We start from the raw sequence: 22,053 nt of genomic DNA on the forward strand, positions 1-22,053 counted from the left end.
CCCAATCTTACCCACCTCCCCCACAGAATTAGCCATTGGTTGGATTTAGGGTGACAATGGTGTGCATGGATCAAAAGCCAAGCTTGCAGGAGATGATCGATGCGGTCATCAAAACGTTTATTGTCGCGCATGCTGACGATGGGGATGCCCATTTGGCGCAGGCGCTTGTGTATAACGCAGGACGCTTGGCTTGGCGCTTGCGCGAGATGGGCGTCTCGGTTGAGCAGAAATCCTCTATTTCTGATGTGGTTACGGATGCGGACCGCGCCGCCGAGCGCTTTATCGCCGGCGTGCTAGAGGCCGTGCGCCCTGAGGACGGCCTCGTGGGTGAGGAAGGCACGGCCCGCGAGTCCCAGTCTGGGCGCAATTGGGTCATCGATCCGGTCGATGGGACCTACAATTTCACCTCTGGCTCGGATTATTGGTGCTCGGCGCTCGCGCTTACCGATGCCTCCGGGGTCGCCCTCGGCGCCGTCCACCGCCCCGCCATGGGCTATACCTGGTTTGGCGGGCGCGACTATCCCACCTCGCTCGATGGCAAGGACGTTGCCAAGCTGCAGGATAAGCCGGCAGAAGAAATCTCTCTCTCGTCCTACCTACACCCAACGTCGCTGGCGGATCCAGAAATTCGTGCCGCGTGGCAGCGGGTGGCCGAAAACTTTGCTACAGTCCGTATGCTTGGTGCCGGTTCGGTGGACTTGGCCTCCGTGGCAGAAGGCACGTGGGGCGCATGGATGCAGCACTCGGTAGCAGATTGGGATTGGTTCCCCGGCAAGGCTCTCATTGAGGCCGCCGGTGGTGCAGCCCGCAAGGTAGAAGCCGGTAGCGTCGAGTGGTGCTTGGCCGGAAATAAACAAGTAGTTCAACAAATGGAGGAATGGCTCCGTGGGTAAATTCAAAGAAGACTTAGGTCTCGCACTCGAGTTAGCCGGTCACGCCGATGTGGTCACGATGCACCGTTTTGAGGCCACCGACCTTTCCGTGAAGGAAAAACCGGACCTGACCCCGGTTTCGGATGCGGATCTGAACTGCGAGAAGCACATCCGCGATTCGCTGAAGCGCTCCCGCCCGCGCGATGAGGTTTTGGGCGAAGAATTCGGTGGCCAGGCCTGCTACGAAGGCCGCCAGTGGGTCATCGATCCCATCGATGGTACGAAGAACTTCGTGCGCGGTGTGCCGGTATGGGCCACGCTTATTTCCCTGCTTGAGGACGGCGAACCGGTCGTCTCCGTGGTTTCTGCCCCTGCCCTGCGCCGGCGCTGGTACGCGGCGAAAGGCGCCGGTGCCTACCGCGTTTTTGGCGGCGAACCGAAGCGCCTGCACGTCTCCCAGATCGAAAAGCTTGGGCATGCATCCCTGGCCATGAGCTCGCTGACAGGCTGGTCCGAGCGCGGGTTGCGCGATAAGTTCCTCAACCTCACGGATAAGACCTGGCGCCTGCGTGGCTACGGCGATTTCTGGTCCTACTGCCTCGTGGCAGAAGGCGCCGTCGATATCGCCACCGAGCCGGAGGTCTCCCTCTGGGACCTCGCCGCCCCATCCCTGCTCGTGACCGAGGCCGGCGGCACGTTTACGGATCTGTCCGGCAATCCTGGGCCGCACGGCGGATCGGCCATTGCCTCCAATGGCCGCCTGCACAAGGCCGCATTGGAGATGCTGCAGGATTAGGGTCGGGCCGAAAGCTTCAATAGGACCGGTTCGCGGAGCCCGGCCTCGGCGCCGGAGCAGCCATCACTGTGCGAGCAACTACCGCAGCCGCCCGTGGGACACGAGGACAGCGATTCGCGCACGAGCTGCGCGCTGTGCTCCAAGTGGGCGAGGATGACCTCCACGGTCCCCTGCCCCAGTCCGGTCGCGCGGGCGATGTTCGCGGGGGTGGAGTGACCGCCGCGGATCGCTTCTTTTACTTTGTCTGTAGGGCTCATAGGAATAACCTCAGCACTTGGAAGACGCCGACGGCCAAGACCCAAGCCGTGACGAGCTGCAGTACAAAGCCGATGAGCGTCCACTTCCAGCCAATTTCGCGCCGCTGCGCGGCCACCGTGGCCACACACGGGGTATAGGCCAAGAGGAAGACCATATATGCCCACACCGCAGCTAGGCCGTGCCCGCCGGAGGTGGCATCGAAATCGCTGCGGATGTGATCGGCCAGCGAAGACTCGGCTTGTTCCTCAGGATCCGCATCCGTGACGTCATCGACGGCGTAGGTCTGCGCCCAGGTGGAAATCAGTGTTTCCTTCGCCACGAAGCCCGTTACCAGCGGGCCGGTCAGGGACCACGAATCGAAGCCAGCCGGCGCAAACGCCGGGGATATCGCCTTGGATACCGCACCATACGCCGAGTCCTCCGGCGGGACGGCTTCCTCGTCGAAGGAGTGGCCACCGGTAACCGGGATGGACATGAGCAGCCAAATGACCACTACCGTGGCCACGATGATGCCGCCGGCGGTATGCAGGAATCCCTTTAAGCGCACCCACATGACCGAAAGCGATAGCTTGAACGTGGGCAGCTGATACGACGGCAAGTCGATAACGAGTGCCTCGGACGGCATGGCGCGCCAGACTGTTTTGCGCAGTGCCAAGCCCACGGCTACCACCAGGGCGATGGACAGAACGTACATGCCAAAGACCGCCGATCCGGCGTGATCTGGGAAAAAGACCTGCGCCAGCATCATAAAGACGATAAGCCGCGCCGAGCACGAGGTGAAGGGGATAAGCAGGCAGGTAAGGATGCGGTGGCGGACATCGCCAAGCACTCGCGTGGCCGAAATCGCCGGCACGTTGCAGCCATAGCCCACCACGATGGGGATAAAGGCCTTGCCAGGCAGGCCAATCGAGCGCATCACCCTATCGGTGACCACCGCAGCGCGCGCCATATAGCCGGAATCCTCCAGCACCGCCAAGCACAGAAACATCAGCGCCAGTAGCGGAGCGAAGGTCAGCACCATGCCGACGCCACCAATGAGGCCATCAACAAGCAAGCCCGAAATCAGCCAGTGATCCAGGCCAATGGCTTCCAGCCCGGCGCGGGCCGCGTCCGAGACCGGACCGGTGACAAGGTCTTCGAGGCCGTCCTGCATGGGCCCTGCCACCGTGGTGGTGATGAAGAAGACCGCCCACATCACCGCGAGGAAGAGCAGCGGGCCCACCACTGGGTGCAGCACCACGCGGTCCACGCGCTGGGTGAGGGTCTCGCCTACCTCCACGCGGTGGACCGCAGCTTTTTCGGCGGCATCGAGATCCGCAAAGCGCTGATCCAGGCCGGAATCCTGGCGGATGATGGTTGGCTCGACGCGCATGGCCTGTGCCACGGTGGTTTCCAGCCCGTCGAGGTTGCGCCGGCGCCGTCCATTGACGCTGACCACTGGCATGCCAGTGGCGCGGGAGAGCGCTTCAGTATCGATGCTAATGCCCTGCTGCTCGGCCATATCCTCCTTGGTCACGCCGATGACCACGCGGTATGGCTCGGCGGCAATTTGCAGCGCCAAGTTGAGCCCGCGGGCCGGGGCCGTTGCGTCCACGAGGACCACGACGACATCAGGGCGCTCGTCTGCCGGGCAGTCAATGAGCATCTGCTTGGTAAAGGCCTCATCCGGGCTCATGGGCTCAAGTGAATAGGCGCCGGGCAGGTCGATGATGTCAAAGGCCTCTGGCTGCGCATTCCAGAGCCCGCGGCTGACCTCGACGGAGGTGCCCGGCCAGTTGCCGGTCTGGACCTTCGCTCCGGTCAATGCGTTAAAGAGGGTGGATTTTCCGCAGTTGGGCGCGCCCACCAGTGCGAGCACCGGCGTGCCTTCCGCCGCTATCCGCATGGTGGAGGTGCTGTGGCAGCTTGCTGGGGCCGTGGAGTTATGTGCCATCGCTTATGCCTCCACCGGAACGACTTCGAGTTGGCGCAGCGTGTGTGCATCCACCGCATAGCGGGCCGTGCCTACGCTGACCACGCGCGCACCGCCGGCAACGGTGCGGCCGATCTGCACCCGGGTACCAGGACGAAAGCCCAGCTCGCGCAGCCGCACGGCCAGTGCCGGTTGGGTCTCGGTCGCGTTGTGCAGGCAATCAGCGGATAGTTCCACCACGGCGTCAGTGGGTGCTTGATCCGCGCGCATGGGCCCGGTTTCTGGTGGGGTGGAATGGGTTTTGTGCATGGGGGAAACCTCAGTTCAAACTTCGCTGTGGAAGCGTTAGCCACAGCAGATATTGACTATTCCTAAATGGACAATAGGTAAGTCTCACCTTAGTTTATGTCTTTGGTTGCAGGCAAGGCTATCCTGCGCTTCCCCCACTTTGGCGGGACACATGCGCGTTATGCGCCCATAGAAATTGCACATAAAAAGCGCCCCGTGCGGCTCTCAAGGCTGAACGGGGCGCTATCTGCTTCGCGGTTTATGCTTCGGGCAAGGTAAACCCTGCGCCAACGCCACCGCGGCGGTTCATATCCGCCAACACGGTGTCCATGTTGGTAGCGGCGGTGGGGTTGTGAACCGCACCCTGCAGCGGGGTGCGGCACGGGAAGTTCACCGGCAGGAAGCCGCCGGAGATGGAACCGATGAGGCGGTCACCAGCGAGCAGCGGCGCGCCGGAATCGCCCATCATGGCGCAGACTTGGTTGACCTGGATGCTTTGTGCCTGCTGATAGGTCATACCGCAGGTCTTGCCGGTGGCAACGCCCTGCTTGCATACGGTCTCACCCGGGTTTACGGTTCCACCCAGGGAATTAACGGTAATCCCGTTGTAGGTGCGGGTGACCTCAGCATTAGAGCCGAATTCGATCACCGAATAATCCAGCTCGTCGTTCTTGGCCACGATGGTGCCCGTCGGGCCAATGTGATCGGAATCGGCCGAGGTAATGGCATCACCCTCATTGCCGCAGTGCCCCGCGGTCAGCCCCACCTTGCGACCGGCATCGTCATTGCCGGCAACGCTCAAGGTGCACATGGTGTCACCATTGATATAGATAGGAGTTCCAGGGCCATAGAGGGACTTGCCCTGGTTCATGGCAACATCGGATTCTTCAGGAATGCGCGGGGCATCGAACAAGGAACCCGGCACGCGGTGCAGAACAAAGTCCGAATCGGGCTTGCCCGCAGCTACCTTGGAAAATCCATCGTTTTTCCACTGGTAGTTGGGATTATTGCCCAGTGGCTTTTGCTCTACTTGGGTGGCTTGCTCAAGCAACCCGAACGGGTTCGGGTTGGTGGCCGGCTCTGCGTACTGGGCCTCCTGCTGGCCGTTATTCGCCACCGCGTCGTGCGCGTTCTGCACCGCGGAATCCACGGTATCGGTGACCTGCTTATCCACCTCTGGGGTCTCAATCCCAAAGTCCGCGAGGCCATCGCGCACTTGGTTGATTAACCCTGCCGAGTCAATATCCGGTTGGGGCAGTTCTTGGGCGCCTGCTGCAGGGGAACCCAAGAAAAACGCACCAGCGAAAGCCGAGCCCACCAGGACTTTCTTTAGGTGCGGAATGCGAAGCATCAAAGTACCTTCTTTCAGTTGTCAGGATCGTGCTAGCTAAATCCTGACACGAATAATGTGTGAAAGCAGCTAAGTCCTGTGACTGTTTCCAAGCCGTTACCGTTCTTTCAGGTTTCGGGGGTGATCACACTATTAATCCGTACCCAAAAACTTTTCGATGCCCTATTCTTCACCCCATGAGGTCCCCACAGATAAGCGCTGAGACTTAAGATGCCAGAGCCGCTTTCTTATTCCGATACCGCCGGATTCCCGCAGCTGCACATGAGTAGGGTCATCGACGCCGACTTCGATGCCGCAGCCCACCGGTTCTTTCGTTGGGGCATCCAGCGTAGCGGCCTTTTCCGCGTGCGCCCCTCCCACCCGGTCGTACAAGAAGGCGCCGAGGTCACCTTAGGCCTTGGCCCGTTTGATTTCCGCTGCCGCGTGGTCGAGAGCTTCGCCGACGATGGCCGCTGCGGCTTTACCTACGGCACCTTGCCCGGCCACCTCGAGCGCGGCGAGGAAAGCTTCACCCTGGAGCGCCTGCGCGATGGCCGGACGCTGCTGCTTATCGATGCCGCCTCCGAGCCCTTCCTTCCCTTCTTGCGCCCGCTTATCGATATCCCCCGTCGCCTCCTCATCCGCCGGTTCTACCTGCACGCGCTGGACTAGCGTGGCAGCACAAAGGCCGCCACCCCTCCTCTCTAGGAAAGGCAGCGGCCTAGGCACAGTTAACTACTTGCGCTTTTCATCGAGGTTATCGCGAGCCTCGCGCACAACGTCTTTCACGCGGTCAAAGAAACCGCCCTTCTTACCGGATTCTTCCTGGTATTCCTGCGCCTTGTCTTCCACGAAGTCCTTAGCGCGGTTGATGGCCTCTTCAACGACATTGCCAGCCTCGGTGACCTTGTCCTTCAGGTCATCGAAGTCATCGCGTTCATCATCTGCAGCGTCCTCTTCCGGCTGCTCCGGTGCGGTGCCGATGTGCTCTTCTTCGGCCTCGCCCACAACGTGCTCTGAGGGCTCATAGTCCGCGTTGTCCTCATCCAGCTTTTCCTGCAGGTCCGGCTGCTCGGACGCGGCGGCGACGTGTTCTTCCTCAGCACCAGTAACGACGTGGTTCTTCGGCTCGTAATCGCTCTGGGTCGCGGAGTCGTCCTGCTCGTCTGCGTTCGCCGTTGCAGCGGCACCGGCAGCTGCGGCACCAGCTCCCGCTGCGCCGGCTCCCGCTGCCGCAGCCTTGCCGGATTCAATCTTGTTGCCCTCGGCATCAGTAGATGCCAAGTAGGTAAATTTCTCGCGGTCCACGTCTACTTCGTGACCTAGGGCGCGTGCAGTTTCTTTAGCCATTGCTTTGTACTCCTTAACTAGATCTATTCTTTCCCATCCTAGCGTTCCAGAAAGTTAAGGTGCGTGCACGGGAACCGGCATTGGGAGAAACCGGAAGGCTCTTTTGTGCTCTTCGGGTGCTACCCCGGCAGATAGAGGTACGGATGAGCGTCAGGCTGCCCAAAACAACCGCATTTCGCCAAAAATCGGACCGAAAAATGGACAAACGCGGTTGCTATGGACGCTTTCTACCCCTTCACCGCGCTCATCCCGCAAAAATTAGCGTGCAGTAAACACTCGTGCACTAGACATGCGTGCACTATGCATGTATTCTGCTGGCATGGACACTCCAAGCAAACAAGTCGCCGACGCACTGGGTCTACTTTCCCAGCGCAGCCTCCGTCGACGCATGTACGCCCATCTCACCGAGGGGCTCGGTGAAGAAATCAACGAATCCACATATTTGGTGCTCAGCGGCCTAGACCGCTGTGGTCCCTCCACCCCGAAAGAGCTCGCCACAGTCATCGGCCTGGACCGCTCAGTGGTATCCCGTCACGCCTCGGCCCTAGAAAAGGCCGGACTCATCGCGCGCGCTACCGATCCCCGCGACACGCGGTGGATACAACTGTCGCTAACCTCACTGGGCCAAGACAACGTCGCCGTGATGCGCTCACGTCTGGCCCAACAATTAGAAGAATTCCTCGCCCGCTGGCCGGAGCCCGCGCAACAACAATTCGCGGAAATGCTCACCGCCCTCACCCACGACGGACCATTCGCCCACTAACTCACACACCTCCATCACTATCTCCATCATGACCACACCTCACCACGCCATCTGCGCACACACTCCGAAGGGAGCCCCTCATGCAGGAAAAAGAAAAACTCGACCCCCAGACTAGGCGGATCGTCATCGCCCTAGTCTTCGGCTCAATTTTGCCGCTGCTAGATATCGGCATCGTTAACGTCGCCATTCATTCCATCAGCGAGGCGTTCAACGCACCGATAGTTCTCGCCCAATGGGTCATCACGAGCTACGGGTTGGCCTCCACCATGGCCATTCCGCTCAGCGGCTGGGCAACGCGCCGCTTCGGCGCCAAAAATTTCTGGATTACCGCCCTGGCAGTCTTTACCGTCGCTTCAATCCTGTGCGCGATGTCTACGCATATCGACTTGCTCATCGCCTTCCGCATCCTGCAGGGATTCGCGGCGGGTTTCTCGGTGGCGGTGATGCAGACCCTCATCGTCACCAATGCCGGAAAGGACCAGGCCACACGCGCCATCACCGCAATCGGGCTACCGGCGGTCATCGCACCCGCGATTGCCCCACTACTGGGCGGGCTGCTTGTCGATGCCATCGGCTGGCGCGCCATCTTCCTCATCAACGTCCCCATCGGCATCGCCGCGATTGCCCTTGCCGTGCACTATCTAGAACGGACCCCAGCAGACCCTGCAGCCCAGCTAGACCGCACGGGATACTTCTTGCTCGCCCCAGGTTTGCTCGCGGCAGTCTATGGCTTTACCACCATCGGGCACATGAGTTCTTGGGCAAGCGTAATTCTCCTCGTCGCCGGCGCGGGGCTGATTGGATACTTTGTGCTGCATGCGCTCCGGGCGTCATCGCCGCTTATCGATGTCCGCCTATTCACCCACGCCTCCTTTTCCTCAGCGTGGGCAACACTGGCCATTGCAAGCACCGTATTTTATGGCGGGCTCTTCCTCATTCCGCTGCACTATCAGAGCAACCATGCCTACACCGCACTGCATGCGGGACTGCTGCTGGCCCTACAAAGCGTGGGCGCCTATTTCAGCCGCTCGGCATCGAAAAAATTCATCGCCCGATGGGGTACGCGTAAGACTGTCTACATGTGCATTGCCGCCACTATTATCGGAACGCTACCTTTCGCCTTTCCCACCGGCCAGGCGACAGGCTGGCTCATCCTTCAAGGCTGCGGGCTATTCGTGCGCGGCGGCGGCATCGGAGCGCTCACGGTGCTCACGATGTCCGCGACCTACCACGGCTTAGCAAAAGATGAAGTCGTCCATGCCAGCGCTGCGGGCCGCATAGCGACCCAACTCGGCAGCGCACTAGGCGTATCAGTCTGCACGGTGCTGATGACTCTCACCCACGGAGTCTGCTGGACAACCTTAGCCTACTTCACCGTGTTCACCACGCTTATGGCAGCCACGGCCACCCGGCTCCCGCGCGGGACCGTGGTTCGGAAATAAAAGGTGAAGCTCGAGGCGTTTGGCCCACCGAGACTCCTCTTTAGGAATTCGCTTCTGCCTCCAGGACGAAGAGGTGTTTGCCCCAGCCAACAGCCGTGGCAGAAGAAATAAGAGCGCGGCTATCAGCAACAACAGCGCTGACATCGTCCTGAGTCGGCACCTTGGTGCCGAACATGGAAAGCCTCACCAAGTCCTCTTCATAGGAATGCTCATCGCCGCCGGTTTCCTCCAGAACCTCGGAAAGGATATAAGCCCGATGGAACGCATCACCGTGAGTGGCGCGGTCTAATTGGGCAGTCACCTCTGCGTTGCCAAAGACACTCCAGGGATCAATGAAGACTACATCAGTTGCCCACGCATAATCCGCCTCAGTGGGATTAAAGCCAGTTCCATCGCCACTCTTTTCGCACCGTTCACGAGAAGCTCCTGCGATTTCCCGTAGCACTGCTTCCGAGGAAGCATCGGCGATCACCCTGCTCTGGGCATGCTCACATCGCCGGAGAATTTCATCTGCATATACTGCACCTCCCTGGCCAATGATCAGAACGCGAGCGGTATCATTCAGATAGTGCTGCATCGCCTGTGCTGCGGACGGAGCAGTCCAGCCAGCGCTCATATTCTTTTGCTCAATGCGCTCGGCCGCGAGTTGTGGGTCACGGCTCACATATTCTGACCACGGCAATCCCTGTTCGCCTTGCGGTGCCGCCTCACCGGTACGAAGGCTATGCTCAAGGCGCATCAGCGCCATCGCCTCAAGATGCGCCGGCCCGCTGAGCCAACGCACCACATTGGAATCTGGGTCCGCTAACTCCATTCCCATTGCAGTCAAGGTGAGGGTGGTTTCGCTGACTTCGACGAGTTCAAGAGCAGCTAGGTAACGGATAAACCTCCGTAACGCCTCCTCGTGAAGGTCTGCCGCAGCAGCAAGGGCAGGAAAAGTATTGGCACCCGCGTCGATCTCTTGGAATAGCCCTAAACGTACTGCAGTGCGGAGCGCAAAGGCTGAATTCAACTCAGTCAAATCATGAATATTGTGCAAAACACTATTGCTGCTCGATGCGCTTTCTTTGCCATCTTTCCGGCTAGTTCGCCGCCAGTAACCTGTAATTTCCTGATGCTCAGGGGCGATTCCGGAAGCCTTAAACAAACGCCGCAGTGTTTTCAGCCGGGAGGCCTCCCCCGCCGCCCATACATATGCTTCGCCCCTAGGCAATTGTGAGTCAGCGGTCTCTTCAAAGAGCGCACTAGCCTTTTCAACGAAGCCCTCGCCCTGGTCACGTATCGCCCAGTGGATCTGTACTGAATCCGGAATGTCTAATTTTTGAATATCAGCGTTCGTCGGAACCTCCACCACCGCAATCGCATCATGCCCAGATGGGAGCGATTCCAGGCAGCGGCCGATGGCTGGGAGCGCAGTCTCGTCTCCTGCCAAGAAAAGCCAATCGGTATGCGTGGGCAACTGTGCACACGACTTCGGGCCTGCCACAAAAATGGGGTCACCAATGCGAGCACTCTGTGACCAGTTTTCGGCCAAGCCCTCACCATGGCGCGCGAAATCAATTGCTAATAGCCCATTAACAGCGTCAAAGTAGCGAACCGTGTATGTGCGGAATAAGTTCTTAACGGCTTCTGGCCACAGGAGGTTGCCATCGTTTTGGGCGATTGGGTGCGGTCGCTCTCCAGTCTCCGGATCCGGGAAGATGAGTCGAACGTCGTCATCAAAACCATGGCTTAATAATGAAGGAACGGAAATACCATCGCGTTCGTGCTCCTGGAGCTGCTCCCCGCTGAACGTAATTCGCCGCATGGATGGCGATATATCTTCGATATTTTCCACGTATAATTCCCGGTAGGAAATTGGATAAATTTCCCTGCTCCGGCTGTTCCTTGGCATTTTTGAGACCATTCCCCTCTCGGTCTTGATGGCTTTTATTTCACTTTGTTCGATGGCCTAATTTTTATTTAGTTTTGCTGACGCTTTGCACGCCTCTCCCAGCGCCAAACATTGTCCAGCTCACCTACATACCTTTAATGCAGTCATCTTTCTGCGCCGATGGGTGACTATGCGGAAAGCTTGGGGCCAAGCTTTCGTGGCTGGAAAGGCAGGAATGGACGCACCACTGCATTGGATACAGTCCATTTAAGACAACGCCTTCCGATAAATCGGAAGGCGTTGGCGACTACCTGCAACAGCGGGGTGAGCCCCATCTAGCAGGCGTCGGAGTTGTGCAGACCTTAACTACTTTCCAACCTTTTCCAGCGTCGGCATCGTCTTGTCCAGCACCCAAGCTCGGCTCAGGCTCGTTGGGTTGTTGAGTCCAGCGACGACCGCTTCGTCACCAGCGAGAGTCGCACCGGATTTCACCTGCGGCAAATCTTTGTATCCCGGAGTATTTTCAACTTCTTCGATTGAGCCGGTGCGGTTATAGATGACCATAAAATCAGCGGCTAGGTAGGACACGTTTTCCGGAGAAAGCGTGACTCGGCCCTTATCAACTGGAACCGTACCGTCAGTCAGTTTCTCCGGGAACTTCATACCTAGATCGTAGATGAAGGATGCACCCGGATCCTCAGGGTCAGCAACGGCGCCAAAGGATCCCTGGGCGAATTGGGAAACAATGCCGGTTTTACCAGAGAGGTTTGGCAATTTTTCCTTCACATCAGCGAAACGCTTCTGATCCTCTTCAATGGCTTTCTTAGCTTCGGACTCCTTATTGAATATCTTGCCCAAAGCTTCTAGTTGTGCTTCCCAGCCAATGCCCTCCCCGGTATCGGAGATTCCGCCGAGAGTCGGTGCGATGGCTGACAATTCTTTGTAATTATCCTCAGATATTGTCCAATAGTCACCAACGATGAAGTCGGGTTCGATTGCCGCGATTTGTTCTTGTGGCAGAGTTTTGAAATCTGCCTGATCGATCACCTTGACACCATCGAGCTTCCCCTCGCGCCAAGGCGAGTTCTTATCCTTTGCATTCTGCACGACGGCTGCTGGTTTAATTCCAAGTTCCAGCAGGTTATCAACTGCAGGCCCCACGGCAACCACGTTTTGTGGATTGACCGGATACGTATCTGTACCCCGTGCATGCTCAATGGTCACGTCTTCTGCAACTTCGGAAGTTGCCGCTTCATCGGTTGAATCGTTCGACGAGCATCCTGACAGAACCAATCCGGCACAGATAGTGGCCGCGATAAATGACCGTGCTCCCCTTTTTAATGACATCCCTATTCCTTAAAGTCGATTTCCTGAAGTTGCCTTTTCAACGCCTTCCATTGGATTTCCCACAGACCCGCAAGCAACTTTTAGGTTAGGTTAGCTTTACCTTTACCACATTGCAATAGTGTGCCGATACATATTTGTGGAATATGTCATTAACTGGCCCCACCTGGACCGAAAATCGCCCCGAGAGGATTACACCCCTCCCTCGATTGCAATCGAGAGGCGAAAGCCTCCATCTACCCCCCTCCCCACCCCAGGACAAGTTAGTATCAAATTTACCCACCTGGATTAGGGTTGACTAACCTAATCTGAAAAGCATATATTTGTGCCACACCTAACACTTCGTAGATTGTCGATGACGCTGAACCGCGCAAATTCAGTCGCTAGCTCAGCGTAAGCCACAAGTGGGAACAGGAGTTTTCTTTGAGGAGATGGAAAGACTTCAACCGCAAGCCAAACACCTCAAACGACTGATTTCTCATTCTTATGGGCCTGACTCTTGGTTGAGCCTATCCAGCCCTAAAGAACACAGGTCTTACCGCACAGAACAGGAACTTCTCGACTGACCGCCATGAGTACTCATTCCAGTTTCAGCACTAACGGCACCCAAGTGCCTCGAAGCCGCACCTATTCGCGACGCGTTGCTGGACTCATACTATGTCTGGCACTGCTCGTCCTCGGAATTTTCTTGAGCATCGCTGTCGGAGCTAGAAGTATTCCACTGACCGACGTCATATCTGCCCTCAGAGAAGTTCCATCGCACCGTGAAACTGCTCTAAACTTTGAACAGCAAGTACTCTTCGAGCTCCGTGTGCCGAGGACGTTGATCGCAATCGTAGTGGGTGCTTCTCTCGGAGTAGCTGGCGCTTTAATTCAAGGCCACACACGAAACCCGCTCGCAGATCCAGGCATTCTTGGAGTCAATGCTGGCGCCGCCTTAGCCGTAGTTTCCAGCTTCGCGCTCTTTGGCTCAATCAGTATGTTTGCCACCACTGTGGCTGCTTTCTTGGGCGCGATAAGTGCAACCATCATTGTCTTCGGTATGGGACGCATCAATGGAGGTAATGCTAGTCCGCTTACTCTTACGCTGAGTGGCGCAGCCTTATCCGCTGTGTTGAATTCAATCACTACAGGCCTCATTCTTGCAGAAGAAGCCAATCTGGACCGTATGCGTTTTTGGACAGTAGGTTCGGTAGCGGGTCGAGGTCTAGACGTCTTTTGGGGAGTACTACCATTTCTAGTCTTGGGCATCGTCTTAGCCTTCGCTTCAGCCCCATCGTTAAACTTGCTTAGCCTCGGAGACGATGTGGCTCAAAGTCTCGGTGCTCAAACCGATCGGGCTCGTCTCTTTGGCATGGTCCTGATCGCTCTGCTTGCGGGGGCTGCGACGGCCATGGCAGGGCCCATAGGGTTCATCGGCCTGATAGTGCCGCACTTGGTGCGTGCCATCACGGGTCCTGACTATCGGTGGATTTTGCCGTATTCCGCCCTATTGGGCGCCACGCTACTGGTGCTAGCTGATGTCATTGGCCGGATCATCGCACGCCCTGGCGAATTACCAGTAGGAATTGTCGTCGCTTTTATTGGCGCCCCATTATTCTTCATGCTCGTCTTCCAGCGGAAGGGAGTAGCGCTATGAATAGTCACCGCAATTCTGTCCCCGGTCGCCCCGCCTTCCGCATTGGTACAAAACTATTAGAGCTCTCAACTGTTTGGCGCCCGTGGCAGCTATCTACAACTTTCATCCTCGCTATATTGGCCCTACTTCTTGTGCCTTTTTCTATCATGCTGGGAGATTATCCAATCTCTTTCGGTCGAATACTGGAAGTTATTGTAAGCGGCCAAGGCACTCGACTGGAGAAACTAGTCGTCTTCGAATGGCGAATGCCCCGTGCTCTCACTGCGTTTACAGTAGGATGTGCACTTGGTCTCGCTGGGGCTCTAACACAATCGATAACCAGAAACCCGCTCGCCAGTCCTGACATTTTAGGCATGACCGCTGGCGCCTCAGCAATGGCGGTTACGGTTATCGTCTTCGGCTCGGGTAGCGGCTTCATAGGTTGGTTAGCCGGCATCGGCGTCCCACTAGCCGCTTTTATCGGAGCTGTCAGTACAAGCGTCGTCGTGTGGGTTCTTTCCTGGAAAGGAGGCGCAAACCCATTCAGGCTCTTGCTTTCGGGCATAGTCTTGACGTCGCTGTTGTCTGGCTACATCAGCTTCGCTATGATTCGTGCGCAATTGCACGATGCCTCCGTCGCCCAATTTTGGCTGACCGGCTCACTAGATCGAGCTAATTGGACTACTACTTTCCCAGTAGCTATCACAATAATAATGTCTGCACCATTGCTCGGATGGGTTAGTTACCAATTACTTCCCACGGCGCTTGGCCCAGACATGGCACGAGCACTCGGTTCTCGTTTCAATGCGGTGCAATTCTCTGTACTCATACTCGCCGTAGCATTAACTGCCGTTGCGGTCTCCGCAGCAGGCCCCATTGGTTTTGTAGCCTTTGTTGCTCCTCAATTAGCACTTCGTATTTGTCGAACCTCAACACCTCCGCTGCTAGCCTCTACCTTCACTGGAGCGATTCTCTTACTCGGTGCAGACGTCATCATACATGTTCTGCTGGGAATCGAGCTTCCTGTTGGAATCGTTACTTCGATAATTGGGGGCCTGTTTTTACTCTATTTACTCGTTCAGCAAAATCGGAAGGTCCAATCAGCTTAATGTCTGACCCATTAATCACTTCGCGCACAGCAATTACGGCATCAAACCTCACTGTAGGATACGCGCGCAATACTCCGATCCTTGAAAATATTGATGTAGAGCTCCCGAAAGGCAAAGTCACTACGATTGTTGGCCCCAACGGATGCGGAAAATCGACACTCTTACGCAGCCTCGCGAAGCTGTTACCCATAGAAAGTGGCACCGTAATGTTAGGTGAGCGCGATATCACCGAGCTTCGCCGAAAGGATGTGGCCACAAAAGTTAGTGTGCTGCCGCAGGCCCCTATTGCGCCAGAGGGTTTACTTGTATCCGATCTTGTCGCTCGCGGGCGCCATCCACATCAATCGTGGCTGCGCCAATGGTCAGCATCCGATGAGCAGGAGGTTTATTCCGCGCTCGCACAAACCGGCTCGCTGCAATTTGCCGAACGCTTCATTAATGAACTTTCCGGTGGCCAACGCCAACGAGTGTGGATTTCCATGGTTCTAGCTCAAGACACAGGGGTTATGTTCCTTGACGAACCCACAACATACTTAGATTTGGCGACGTCCATCGAAATTCTCGAGCTCATTCATTCGCTACGAACAAGACTGGGGCGCACCATCGTTATGGTTCTACATGACCTCAACTTAGCTATTAGATATAGCGACCATTTGATTGCAATGAATCAAGGAAGAATTCTTGCAACTGGGGCTCCCAAGGAGATTATTTCCCCTCAATTACTTCTCACCGCATTCAACTTAAAAGCCTTGGTTATTGAAGATCCAGTTACAGGAGGCCCGCTCGTTGTCCCCTCCGGCGCCAATACATAGTGACGGCACCGCTCTTTGCATGTCCGAGACCCCCAGTGGGTTAAGGGTGAGAATAAAAAATGACCTTCACCAGTGGAAAGCACGGGTGAAGGTCTAAAAATTGGCGGCAAGAGCAGAATTGTAAACCACTACCCCCAATTAAAGGAGCTTCGAATACTTATACGTGAGCCAAAAGAGTGTTGGCCATGTACTCGGAGCCTGCGTCCGACGGATGAAAGTTCATGTTGTAGTTCGGCGTCGTGGTATCAATCAAGCCAGCAACCCAGCGCTGGGCATCTGGAGCACACGTATCATGGCCGCGAGCGCCATCAATCATGTCAACGTAGGTTGCCCCAATTGAATTAGCGGCCTCGATTTGGTTAGCGCGGTTCCAATTTTCGACATCCCGCACGATTGGGACATAAATACCGCCCGGGTGGTTCGGAATCACATTGACTGCACAGAACGTTGCGTGTTCACGGTCCACCGTGGGCAGCGCGCCCGATACAACGATCTTTGCTCCCGGTGCTGCGCGGTGAATCTTGTCGCCAGCTTCCCGCAAACGGTTCACATAGTTGTCGTGGACGTTTTTCGGGACATCCGGAGAACTCTTCAACACATCGAAGTTAAATGGACCGTAGTCATTCATTCCTACAGCGATGACGACGGTGGAGTCATTGCGGACGTCACCATTGGCAATAGCCCGGTCCAAGCGTTGATTCATGGTGTTGGAAGTCTGAGCGGTGCAGGACCAATCGGCCAGTGGTCGATTCGTCTTTGCGGCAAGCTTCCGCGGCCAGTTATTAGGCGCCTGAAGACACCCCTCGCGCTGGGGATAGTTATCGGTTGCGCCAGGAACCCCACGGAAGGTATTTCGGACTTGGTCAGGGTTGGCGGAGTAGGAGTCACCGAGCGTGACGAGATTACCGGTCGGTGCGGCTGACGCGACACCGGAAAGACCAGTAGCGAGCATGACTGCTCCGCAAGCTGCAGCAATGTATTTGCTCACAAGGCGCATATTTGCGTTTCCTTTCAATCAATATTGAGTTGCTTTTCTAGCCTTCCGATAGATGACTACTCACATTGAAAGTGTCATCAGCATCGATATAAACAATTTATAGATGGTATCCATCGGTGGCTATGATTACCGCTATCACTATAGCGAACTCTCCCAGTGGGTGCAGGGATTTTTACTTTTATCTCAAAGCCCTAGTATTTTCACTCACATTTCTTACGTAACCCCAGAATGAGTATTTTATTTTCAATATAAGCGCAATCTATTACTTCTGGGTCTTGCGGTATCAAACTCGGAAGTTTCCGGTGGGGAAGGTACCCCACTTTGATTCTCATTTTGATTCCCAAATCCAGCCGGGGGATACAAATCTTACGCATCGGTCCCACATACACCTATATCCCGCCGAAAAGGCTGATGCAGTATACGGTGGCTTCCAAGGAATCCGCAGACCCGTCCTCGACCCTCTCAAGGATGCGCTCACCGAAGAACATGAGCCCCAGATATCACTCTAGGGGTTCAATAAGATCGGCACGAATGACAGCAAGTTCTCAGGGCGCCAAGCGTTGCTAGAACTCATCATTTCCAATTTCGCCTGGCAAAAGAGCGTAAGGCAGGGTGACGTCAGCCTTGATGTGGCTTTTATAACTGAAGCGACTATTGAGCCACTTCGTACGCGTCTCGATATTGCCGCCTCCACGTGCATTTCTTACATCAATATGGAAGTAGACCAGCCTTCTACAACAACGCTATCCCAACCGCATACTCACACTCCATAGGAATCAGAAAAGGACCCATGAAATGACAAAAAGTGCCCAGCCGACGACACGCCAACCAGACACACATTTTACTACTTAACCCTCAATCTAGACGGCTACCCATAATTGGCCTTACAACGGTTCTATATCTCTAGGCTATGCGAAGTTTCCATAGCCAGAAATGGTACTCACCCATAAGAACGCTGATACGACAAAAACCGTGGCGAATGTGAAGGCAAAACCACGCCATGATCGGTCGCTAAGCCGATCCTTTTTCAACATGTAGACAGACATGGCTAATACACCCAAAACCACCAATGAAGGTAAAGGTAGCCCATAGAAAACGAAGGGGATTGGAAGCCATGTGGACAGTAGCACTCCGCCATAAAGAGTTGCGACGCCCAAGACTATTCCAAAAAGTATTCCCGGAATGATCGTCCCTTCCTTCACAACAAATTCCTTACCAATCAGTTTATTTTGATCAGACCACCGTTTCTAGCCTGCTCAGGGCCTGACCCCCGGAAAGTAGACACGTCGGGGGTTAGCTATGCTGCTTGGGTCAGTGTAGCCGATGTGAGTGCTTCGAAGTCGTCGGGGGCTAGAAGGTTGCACCAGGAGTGCCGTCTGCGCGTGTTGTAGCGCATACACCACCGGAAGACTTCTTGGCGGCAGACAATGGGATTGTCAAAGACTTTCCGATCACGCAAAACTTCACGCTTTAAGGCGGCATTAAAGGATTCTGCCAGGGCATTATCGGCACTTGTACCCACTGCTCCCATGGACTGGCGCACACCAAGATGGGCACAGTGGTCCCTAAATGCCTGTGAGGTGTACACACTGCCGTGATCAGAATGGAAAATTGCCCCTGTAAGGCTTCCGCGGACTTTCCTGGCATGGGACAAAGCTTCGATAACCAGCGATACCCGCATGTGATCGGCCAGAGCATGGCCAACGAGTCTGCGCGAGTAGACGTCGATGACCGTAGCTAGGTACATATTCTTGCCGCCCTTACACGGCAGGTACGTAATGTCGCCTACGTACACGTGGTTCGGCCTGTCAGCGCTGAATTTACGGCCTACTAAATCTGGCATGACGCGGTGGCCAGGCTTGCGCCTGGTGGTGATACACCGACGCCGCTTAGTAAAGCCTTTCAGCCCCATGGATTTCATGATGCGTGCGACCTTCTTGTGATTGATCGGAGGAAAGCCCGTATCGTCGTTGAGGCTTGCAGCGATGCGTTTAGCACCATAAAGCCCGTGCTCATCATCAAAAATGGTCTTAATTCTTGCACCAATAAGAGCATCGGAACACGTCTTTAACCTGCGATTTTCGCGGGTGTTGAGCCATTTGTAGAATGAGGATCGATTGAGCTTTAACACGTGGCACATCCGTGTGAGCCGAGTACTCGGTTCGGTGGTCATAGACAAACTGGAAGCGGATTACCAGCGTGTCTCTTCGGCAAAATATTTCGCGGCCTTGCGCAGGATATCGCGTTCTTCGCGCAGCTTAGAGACTTCTTTTTCTAGCTGGCGGATCCGTTCGGAATCAGTCGTCGCCTGGGCCTTGTCACGCAGGGTCTTCGTGCGGGCGCGTTTGCCGGTGCCGTACTGCTTGATCCAGGAATAAAGTGAGGAACGATTGACTCCAAGCTCTGCTGAAGCCGCGTGAAGTGAAAGGTCCTCATTGTTTTCGTAGAGGGCCACAGCATCACGTTTGAACTGTTCGGAGTACCTAGGCATGATGGTAGATTACCTTTCTTCCCAACCCAACCGGGCTGGATATCAGGTGTCTACCAAACAGGGGTCAGGTCCTTCTAAACTTCAGGTGTAACTGGCTCCTGTAGGTGACTGATGATGGTGGCAGCAACTACGAGCGCTGCGGCACCGAAGACTCCACCGGCGACCGCGACGGCTGTGTGGAAGCCTGTGAGGAACGCTCCACTGGCGACCATTCCGCCGAGGACTGCGACGCCGACGACGCTGCCGGTCTGGCGGGCGGCATTGATGACTCCTCCTGCGATGCCGACATGTTCCGGCGGGGCCGAGGCCACTGCGGCCGAGGTCGCGGCCGGCATCGCGAAGGCCATCCCGAATCCAGCCGTGAAGGTCAACACCGCGACCACCACGTAAGGAGTTTCTGCGGTGAGCAGCACGAGGCTGCTGAAGCCGATCGTGCCGACTACCAGGCCGGTGAGCATGGTGGGGAACGCGCCCCACCGGGCGACGGCACGGCCGCCCAGCGGTGACGCGACCACGGCGCTGCACGCCTGTGGTGCCAGCGCGAGGCCTGCCAGCCACGGCTCGTATCCCAGGTACTGCTGGAAGAAGAGGGAGAGCACGAAGAGTTGTCCGAAGAAGCTGATGTTGAGCGCGAGCCCTACCATTGCGGCCACGGAGAACCGGGCACGAGTGAACAAGGCCATCGGCAGCATCGGGTCCGGGTGTCGTCGCTCTGCGATGATGAACAGGGCGAGGAAGACGCCCCCGGCGATCAGCACGGCTACCTGCCAGGGTGACCATCCGTGTTCGCCTGCGGTGATGACTGCATAGGTTACTGCCACCAGCGTGAGCACGGAGAGCACCTGTCCGGGTAGGTCCACCCGTCTCGCGCGACTGCCCTTGAGCGCGGGAATTGCCCACAAGGTGAGCAGACAGCCGATAGCGACGATGGGGAGGTTGACCCAGAACACCGCCCGCCACCCGATCGTCGACACCAGCGCTCCGCCCAGGACCGGTCCGATCGCGGCGGCAACACCTCCTGCGCCGCCCCACAGCCCGATGGCGCGTGCTCGTTCCTTCGGATCGTCGTACACAGCCGACAGCAATGCCAGAGAGCCCGGCACGATCGCTGCCGCGCCCACGCCCTGGACGGCGCGACCAGCGACGAGGAACCCGCCTGTGGGAGCGAGGGCGCACACGGCCGAGAGCACAGCAAAGACCACCAGGCCAGCGAGGTAGACCCTGCGAGCCCCGAGACGGTCGCATGCGGCCCCAGCTGTGAGAAGGAGCGCGGCGAACACGAGGGTGTAAGCGTCGACGACCCACTGCAGTGAGCTCACCGTCGTGTCGAGGTCAGTGCCGATCTCGGCGAGGGCGACATTGACGATGGTCGTATCGAGCATGACGATGAAGAAACCGAGGAGGGTCGCGACCAGTGCCGTGCGCCGATGCGCGGTCATACGCGAGACTCCAGCGAAGCCTCGGCGGGCGGGTGGCCGAAGTAGGTGCGCTTGCTCAGGTCTTGATCCCAGGTCCGGTAGGACCGGTCCAGCAGTGTCGGCAGCACCAGATCGAACAGGCGCCAGGACGCGGCGAAGTGCATGTCCCGGATCTCCCTGGCCGTCTCTCCCCCGGTGAGCGCGAGGAGTTGCTGGGCGACGACTTCGGCCTTGTTGCGGCCGATCGTGTCTCGCCCGGCGCCGTACTGGCGTTGCACGTTAGTCAGGTCGAAGTGGTCGGGATCGGCCAGTTTCAGGTTGAGTGCGCCCATGCGCACCAGGCGGGCGGCTGCGGCACCGCCGATGCCCCCGGTGCCGACGATGCCGATCACGGCATCGCGCAACCGTGCTTGGCGTTCACGCTGTTCCTCGGTGGTGTCGCCGAGCCAACCCAGGTTGCGGTCAACGCGTTCCCAGTAGAAGTCCTCATCGTAGTGCTCGCGTAGCCGTTGGCGGTCCCCGTTCATCGCGATCGCTCCCTTCGTCTCCTGATGCAATGAATCTGGTGAGTTCAGACTACGCCTGCGATTGTTCGGTCGTCACCGAACAGTTCCGGGTGCATACTGGAGGCATGGTTGCGCGCGTGTTTCCTGAAGCGGTCCCGGATATCTCGACAGTCGCGTCGGCTCTGGCTGACTCGTCGCGGGCGGCCATGTGTGCTGCGCTCATGGACGGGCGGGCCTGGACGGTTGGTGAACTGGGCAGGTACGCGGGCCTGGCCCGGTCGACGGCGAGCGAGCATGTTGACGTGCTCGTCACCCACGGTCTCGTCCACGACATTCGGCAGGGCCGGCACCGCTACATTCGCCTGGCCGGGGAAGACATCGCACGAGTGGTCGAGAGCCTTGGCGTGGTCGCCCGCTCGCCCCTGCCCACTCCTCACAGCCTCAGCGCGTCACGGGCGAATGCGAACCTACGTGAAGGCCGCACCTGTTATCAGCACCTCGCCGGTAAGCTCGGGGTGCGCCTGGCTGAACAACTAGAAGAGCACGAGTTCATCGACTCGCACTGTCAGGTCACTAATCAAGGTCATCGCTTGTTCATACAGTGGGGTGTGCCCCTGAAGATGCTCGACACGGGCAGGTCGTGCATGGACTCCACCGAACGCCGCTTCCACCTCGCCGGCCCTCTCGGCACGGGAATCTGCAAGACTCTGCTGGATAAGGAATGGCTTTCCCGCAGGGGTCGTACCCGGGCCGTGCGTCTCACTCCCGCCGGGCGGGCAGCGCTCAACGACGCGGGGATCTCCCTCAATTGCCCGACAGCCGTCCCTGAGGGCTTCAGTCGTTCTTCGGCACCGACGTGACCTTTCGGACGATC

Annotated in this window: 19 protein-coding genes and 1 pseudogene; 9 read left to right on the forward strand and 11 right to left on the reverse strand. The window is 57.2% G+C overall.

All coding sequences use genetic code 11. The features are described 5' to 3' along the window. The first annotated feature begins 56 nt into the window (after positions 1-56). Together ABRP84_RS00065 and hisN are read left to right on the forward strand one after the other, a co-directional pair. On the forward strand, positions 57-893 hold the full coding sequence (locus tag ABRP84_RS00065) for an inositol monophosphatase family protein (protein WP_284869914.1): 837 nt from the start codon (positions 57-59) through the stop codon (positions 891-893). Then, positions 886-1,668 carry a histidinol-phosphatase gene (hisN, locus tag ABRP84_RS00070; RefSeq protein ID WP_005277599.1) on the forward strand — a complete coding sequence of 261 codons (783 nt, stop codon included), beginning with the start codon at positions 886-888 and terminating at the stop codon, positions 1,666-1,668. Before ABRP84_RS00065 ends, hisN begins: the two co-directional genes overlap by 8 nt. Here hisN and ABRP84_RS00075 read toward each other — a convergent pair. The 4 genes from ABRP84_RS00075 to ABRP84_RS00090 all read right to left on the reverse strand — a co-directional run bounded on the left by ABRP84_RS00075 (position 1,665) and on the right by ABRP84_RS00090 (position 5,477). Continuing rightward, positions 1,665-1,925 (reverse strand): MarR family transcriptional regulator, encoded by a 261-nt coding sequence (locus tag ABRP84_RS00075; protein WP_284869915.1) that lies wholly within the window; start codon positions 1,923-1,925, stop codon positions 1,665-1,667. The genes hisN and ABRP84_RS00075 overlap by 4 nt on opposite strands. Continuing rightward, a complete protein-coding gene (gene feoB / locus ABRP84_RS00080) occupies positions 1,922-3,859 on the reverse strand; it encodes a ferrous iron transport protein B (protein ID WP_284869916.1) in 1,938 nt (645 codons plus the stop codon). The genes ABRP84_RS00075 and feoB overlap by 4 nt, the downstream gene beginning before the upstream one ends. A 3-nt stretch (positions 3,860-3,862) precedes the next feature. Next, on the reverse strand, positions 3,863-4,147 hold the full coding sequence (locus tag ABRP84_RS00085; RefSeq protein WP_284869917.1) for a FeoA family protein: 285 nt from the start codon (positions 4,145-4,147) through the stop codon (positions 3,863-3,865). A gap of 238 nt (positions 4,148-4,385) precedes the next feature. Next, the gene (locus tag ABRP84_RS00090; RefSeq protein ID WP_284869918.1) at positions 4,386-5,477 is read right to left on the reverse strand and encodes a S1 family peptidase; all 1,092 of its coding nucleotides are present in this window, start codon (positions 5,475-5,477) and stop codon (positions 4,386-4,388) included. Between the two features lie 210 nt (positions 5,478-5,687). Here ABRP84_RS00090 and ABRP84_RS00095 point away from each other — a divergent pair, with 210 nt between their 5' ends. Continuing rightward, on the forward strand, positions 5,688-6,128 hold the full coding sequence (locus ABRP84_RS00095; protein ID WP_284869919.1) for a DUF1990 family protein: 441 nt from the start codon (positions 5,688-5,690) through the stop codon (positions 6,126-6,128). Positions 6,129-6,191: 63 nt separating this feature from the next. On the opposite strand, the gene ABRP84_RS00100 is transcribed toward ABRP84_RS00095, so the two are convergent. Then, complete coding sequence (locus ABRP84_RS00100; protein WP_284869920.1) at positions 6,192-6,806, reverse strand: kinesin; 615 nt, start codon at positions 6,804-6,806, stop codon at positions 6,192-6,194. A 319-nt stretch (positions 6,807-7,125) separates the two neighbouring features. Between ABRP84_RS00100 and ABRP84_RS00105 the strand changes: the two genes are divergently transcribed. After that, positions 7,126-7,569, forward strand: coding sequence for a MarR family winged helix-turn-helix transcriptional regulator (locus tag ABRP84_RS00105; RefSeq protein WP_284869921.1), 444 nt, complete (start codon positions 7,126-7,128; stop codon positions 7,567-7,569). Positions 7,570-7,649: 80 nt separating this feature from the next. Continuing rightward, positions 7,650-9,011, forward strand: coding sequence for a DHA2 family efflux MFS transporter permease subunit (locus ABRP84_RS00110; protein ID WP_284869922.1), 1,362 nt, complete (start codon positions 7,650-7,652; stop codon positions 9,009-9,011). Between the two features lie 40 nt (positions 9,012-9,051). Here ABRP84_RS00110 and ABRP84_RS00115 read toward each other — a convergent pair whose 3' ends face one another. Further along, positions 9,052-10,848 carry a siderophore-interacting protein gene (locus ABRP84_RS00115; protein WP_284869923.1) on the reverse strand — a complete coding sequence of 599 codons (1,797 nt, stop codon included), beginning with the start codon at positions 10,846-10,848 and terminating at the stop codon, positions 9,052-9,054. Between the two features lie 402 nt (positions 10,849-11,250). After that, positions 11,251-12,231 carry an ABC transporter substrate-binding protein gene (locus ABRP84_RS00120; RefSeq protein WP_284869924.1) on the reverse strand — a complete coding sequence of 327 codons (981 nt, stop codon included), beginning with the start codon at positions 12,229-12,231 and terminating at the stop codon, positions 11,251-11,253. A gap of 568 nt (positions 12,232-12,799) precedes the next feature. Between ABRP84_RS00120 and ABRP84_RS00125 the strand changes: the two genes are divergently transcribed. The 3 genes from ABRP84_RS00125 to ABRP84_RS00135 are packed head-to-tail and all read left to right on the forward strand — an operon-like array spanning position 12,800 to position 15,767. Continuing rightward, positions 12,800-13,867: a FecCD family ABC transporter permease gene (locus ABRP84_RS00125; protein WP_023025755.1), complete on the forward strand. Its 1,068-nt coding sequence runs from the start codon at positions 12,800-12,802 to the stop codon at positions 13,865-13,867. Further along, positions 13,864-14,955 carry a FecCD family ABC transporter permease gene (locus tag ABRP84_RS00130; RefSeq protein ID WP_023025753.1) on the forward strand — a complete coding sequence of 364 codons (1,092 nt, stop codon included), beginning with the start codon at positions 13,864-13,866 and terminating at the stop codon, positions 14,953-14,955. Before ABRP84_RS00125 ends, ABRP84_RS00130 begins: the two co-directional genes overlap by 4 nt. Continuing rightward, positions 14,955-15,767, forward strand: coding sequence for an ABC transporter ATP-binding protein (locus tag ABRP84_RS00135; protein ID WP_023025750.1), 813 nt, complete (start codon positions 14,955-14,957; stop codon positions 15,765-15,767). Before ABRP84_RS00130 ends, ABRP84_RS00135 begins: the two co-directional genes overlap by 1 nt. A gap of 157 nt (positions 15,768-15,924) precedes the next feature. On the opposite strand, the gene ABRP84_RS00140 is transcribed toward ABRP84_RS00135, so the two are convergent. The 4 genes and pseudogenes from ABRP84_RS00140 to ABRP84_RS00155 form a co-directional block, all read right to left on the reverse strand. Next, the gene (locus ABRP84_RS00140) at positions 15,925-16,755 is read right to left on the reverse strand and encodes a GDSL-type esterase/lipase family protein (protein ID WP_349851956.1); all 831 of its coding nucleotides are present in this window, start codon (positions 16,753-16,755) and stop codon (positions 15,925-15,927) included. A gap of 1,306 nt (positions 16,756-18,061) precedes the next feature. Then, positions 18,062-19,255, reverse strand: a pseudogene (locus tag ABRP84_RS00145) (IS3 family transposase). 74 nt (positions 19,256-19,329) lie between these two features. Further along, positions 19,330-20,694, reverse strand: a complete 1,365-nt coding sequence (locus tag ABRP84_RS00150) for an MFS transporter (protein ID WP_349851958.1) — start codon at positions 20,692-20,694, stop codon at positions 19,330-19,332. After that, positions 20,691-21,200, reverse strand: a complete 510-nt coding sequence (locus ABRP84_RS00155) for a ThiF family adenylyltransferase (protein WP_023025736.1) — start codon at positions 21,198-21,200, stop codon at positions 20,691-20,693. The genes ABRP84_RS00150 and ABRP84_RS00155 overlap by 4 nt, the downstream gene beginning before the upstream one ends. A 29-nt stretch (positions 21,201-21,229) precedes the next feature. Here ABRP84_RS00155 and ABRP84_RS00160 point away from each other — a divergent pair, with 29 nt between their 5' ends. After that, the gene (locus tag ABRP84_RS00160; protein ID WP_023025734.1) at positions 21,230-22,039 is read left to right on the forward strand and encodes an ArsR/SmtB family transcription factor; all 810 of its coding nucleotides are present in this window, start codon (positions 21,230-21,232) and stop codon (positions 22,037-22,039) included. Positions 22,040-22,053: the final 14 nt, after the last annotated feature.

It is taken from the genome of Corynebacterium sp. KPL2861 (genome assembly GCF_040225475.1).
GTDB lineage: Bacteria > Actinomycetota > Actinomycetes > Mycobacteriales > Mycobacteriaceae > Corynebacterium.

Bases quoted from the DNA above. Each gene is read 5' to 3' on its own strand.
- ABRP84_RS00155 (WP_023025736.1), bottom strand. From the start codon at position 21,200: ATGAACGGGGACCGCCAACGGCTACGCGAGCACTACGATGAGGACTTC.
- ABRP84_RS00065 (WP_284869914.1), top strand. From the start codon at position 57: ATGGTGTGCATGGATCAAAAGCCAAGCTTGCAGGAGATGATCGATGCG.
- ABRP84_RS00085 (WP_284869917.1), bottom strand. From the start codon at position 4,147: ATGCACAAAACCCATTCCACCCCACCAGAAACCGGGCCCATGCGCGCG.
- ABRP84_RS00095 (WP_284869919.1), top strand. From the start codon at position 5,688: ATGCCAGAGCCGCTTTCTTATTCCGATACCGCCGGATTCCCGCAGCTG.
- ABRP84_RS00110 (WP_284869922.1), top strand. From the start codon at position 7,650: ATGCAGGAAAAAGAAAAACTCGACCCCCAGACTAGGCGGATCGTCATC.
- ABRP84_RS00160 (WP_023025734.1), top strand. From the start codon at position 21,230: ATGAATCTGGTGAGTTCAGACTACGCCTGCGATTGTTCGGTCGTCACC.
- ABRP84_RS00100 (WP_284869920.1), bottom strand. From the start codon at position 6,806: ATGGCTAAAGAAACTGCACGCGCCCTAGGTCACGAAGTAGACGTGGAC.
- ABRP84_RS00105 (WP_284869921.1), top strand. From the start codon at position 7,126: ATGGACACTCCAAGCAAACAAGTCGCCGACGCACTGGGTCTACTTTCC.
- ABRP84_RS00090 (WP_284869918.1), bottom strand. From the start codon at position 5,477: ATGCTTCGCATTCCGCACCTAAAGAAAGTCCTGGTGGGCTCGGCTTTC.
- feoB (WP_284869916.1), bottom strand. From the start codon at position 3,859: ATGGCACATAACTCCACGGCCCCAGCAAGCTGCCACAGCACCTCCACC.
- ABRP84_RS00075 (WP_284869915.1), bottom strand. From the start codon at position 1,925: ATGAGCCCTACAGACAAAGTAAAAGAAGCGATCCGCGGCGGTCACTCC.
- ABRP84_RS00130 (WP_023025753.1), top strand. From the start codon at position 13,864: ATGAATAGTCACCGCAATTCTGTCCCCGGTCGCCCCGCCTTCCGCATT.
- ABRP84_RS00135 (WP_023025750.1), top strand. From the start codon at position 14,955: ATGTCTGACCCATTAATCACTTCGCGCACAGCAATTACGGCATCAAAC.
- ABRP84_RS00125 (WP_023025755.1), top strand. From the start codon at position 12,800: ATGAGTACTCATTCCAGTTTCAGCACTAACGGCACCCAAGTGCCTCGA.
- ABRP84_RS00120 (WP_284869924.1), bottom strand. From the start codon at position 12,231: ATGTCATTAAAAAGGGGAGCACGGTCATTTATCGCGGCCACTATCTGT.
- ABRP84_RS00150 (WP_349851958.1), bottom strand. From the start codon at position 20,694: ATGACCGCGCATCGGCGCACGGCACTGGTCGCGACCCTCCTCGGTTTC.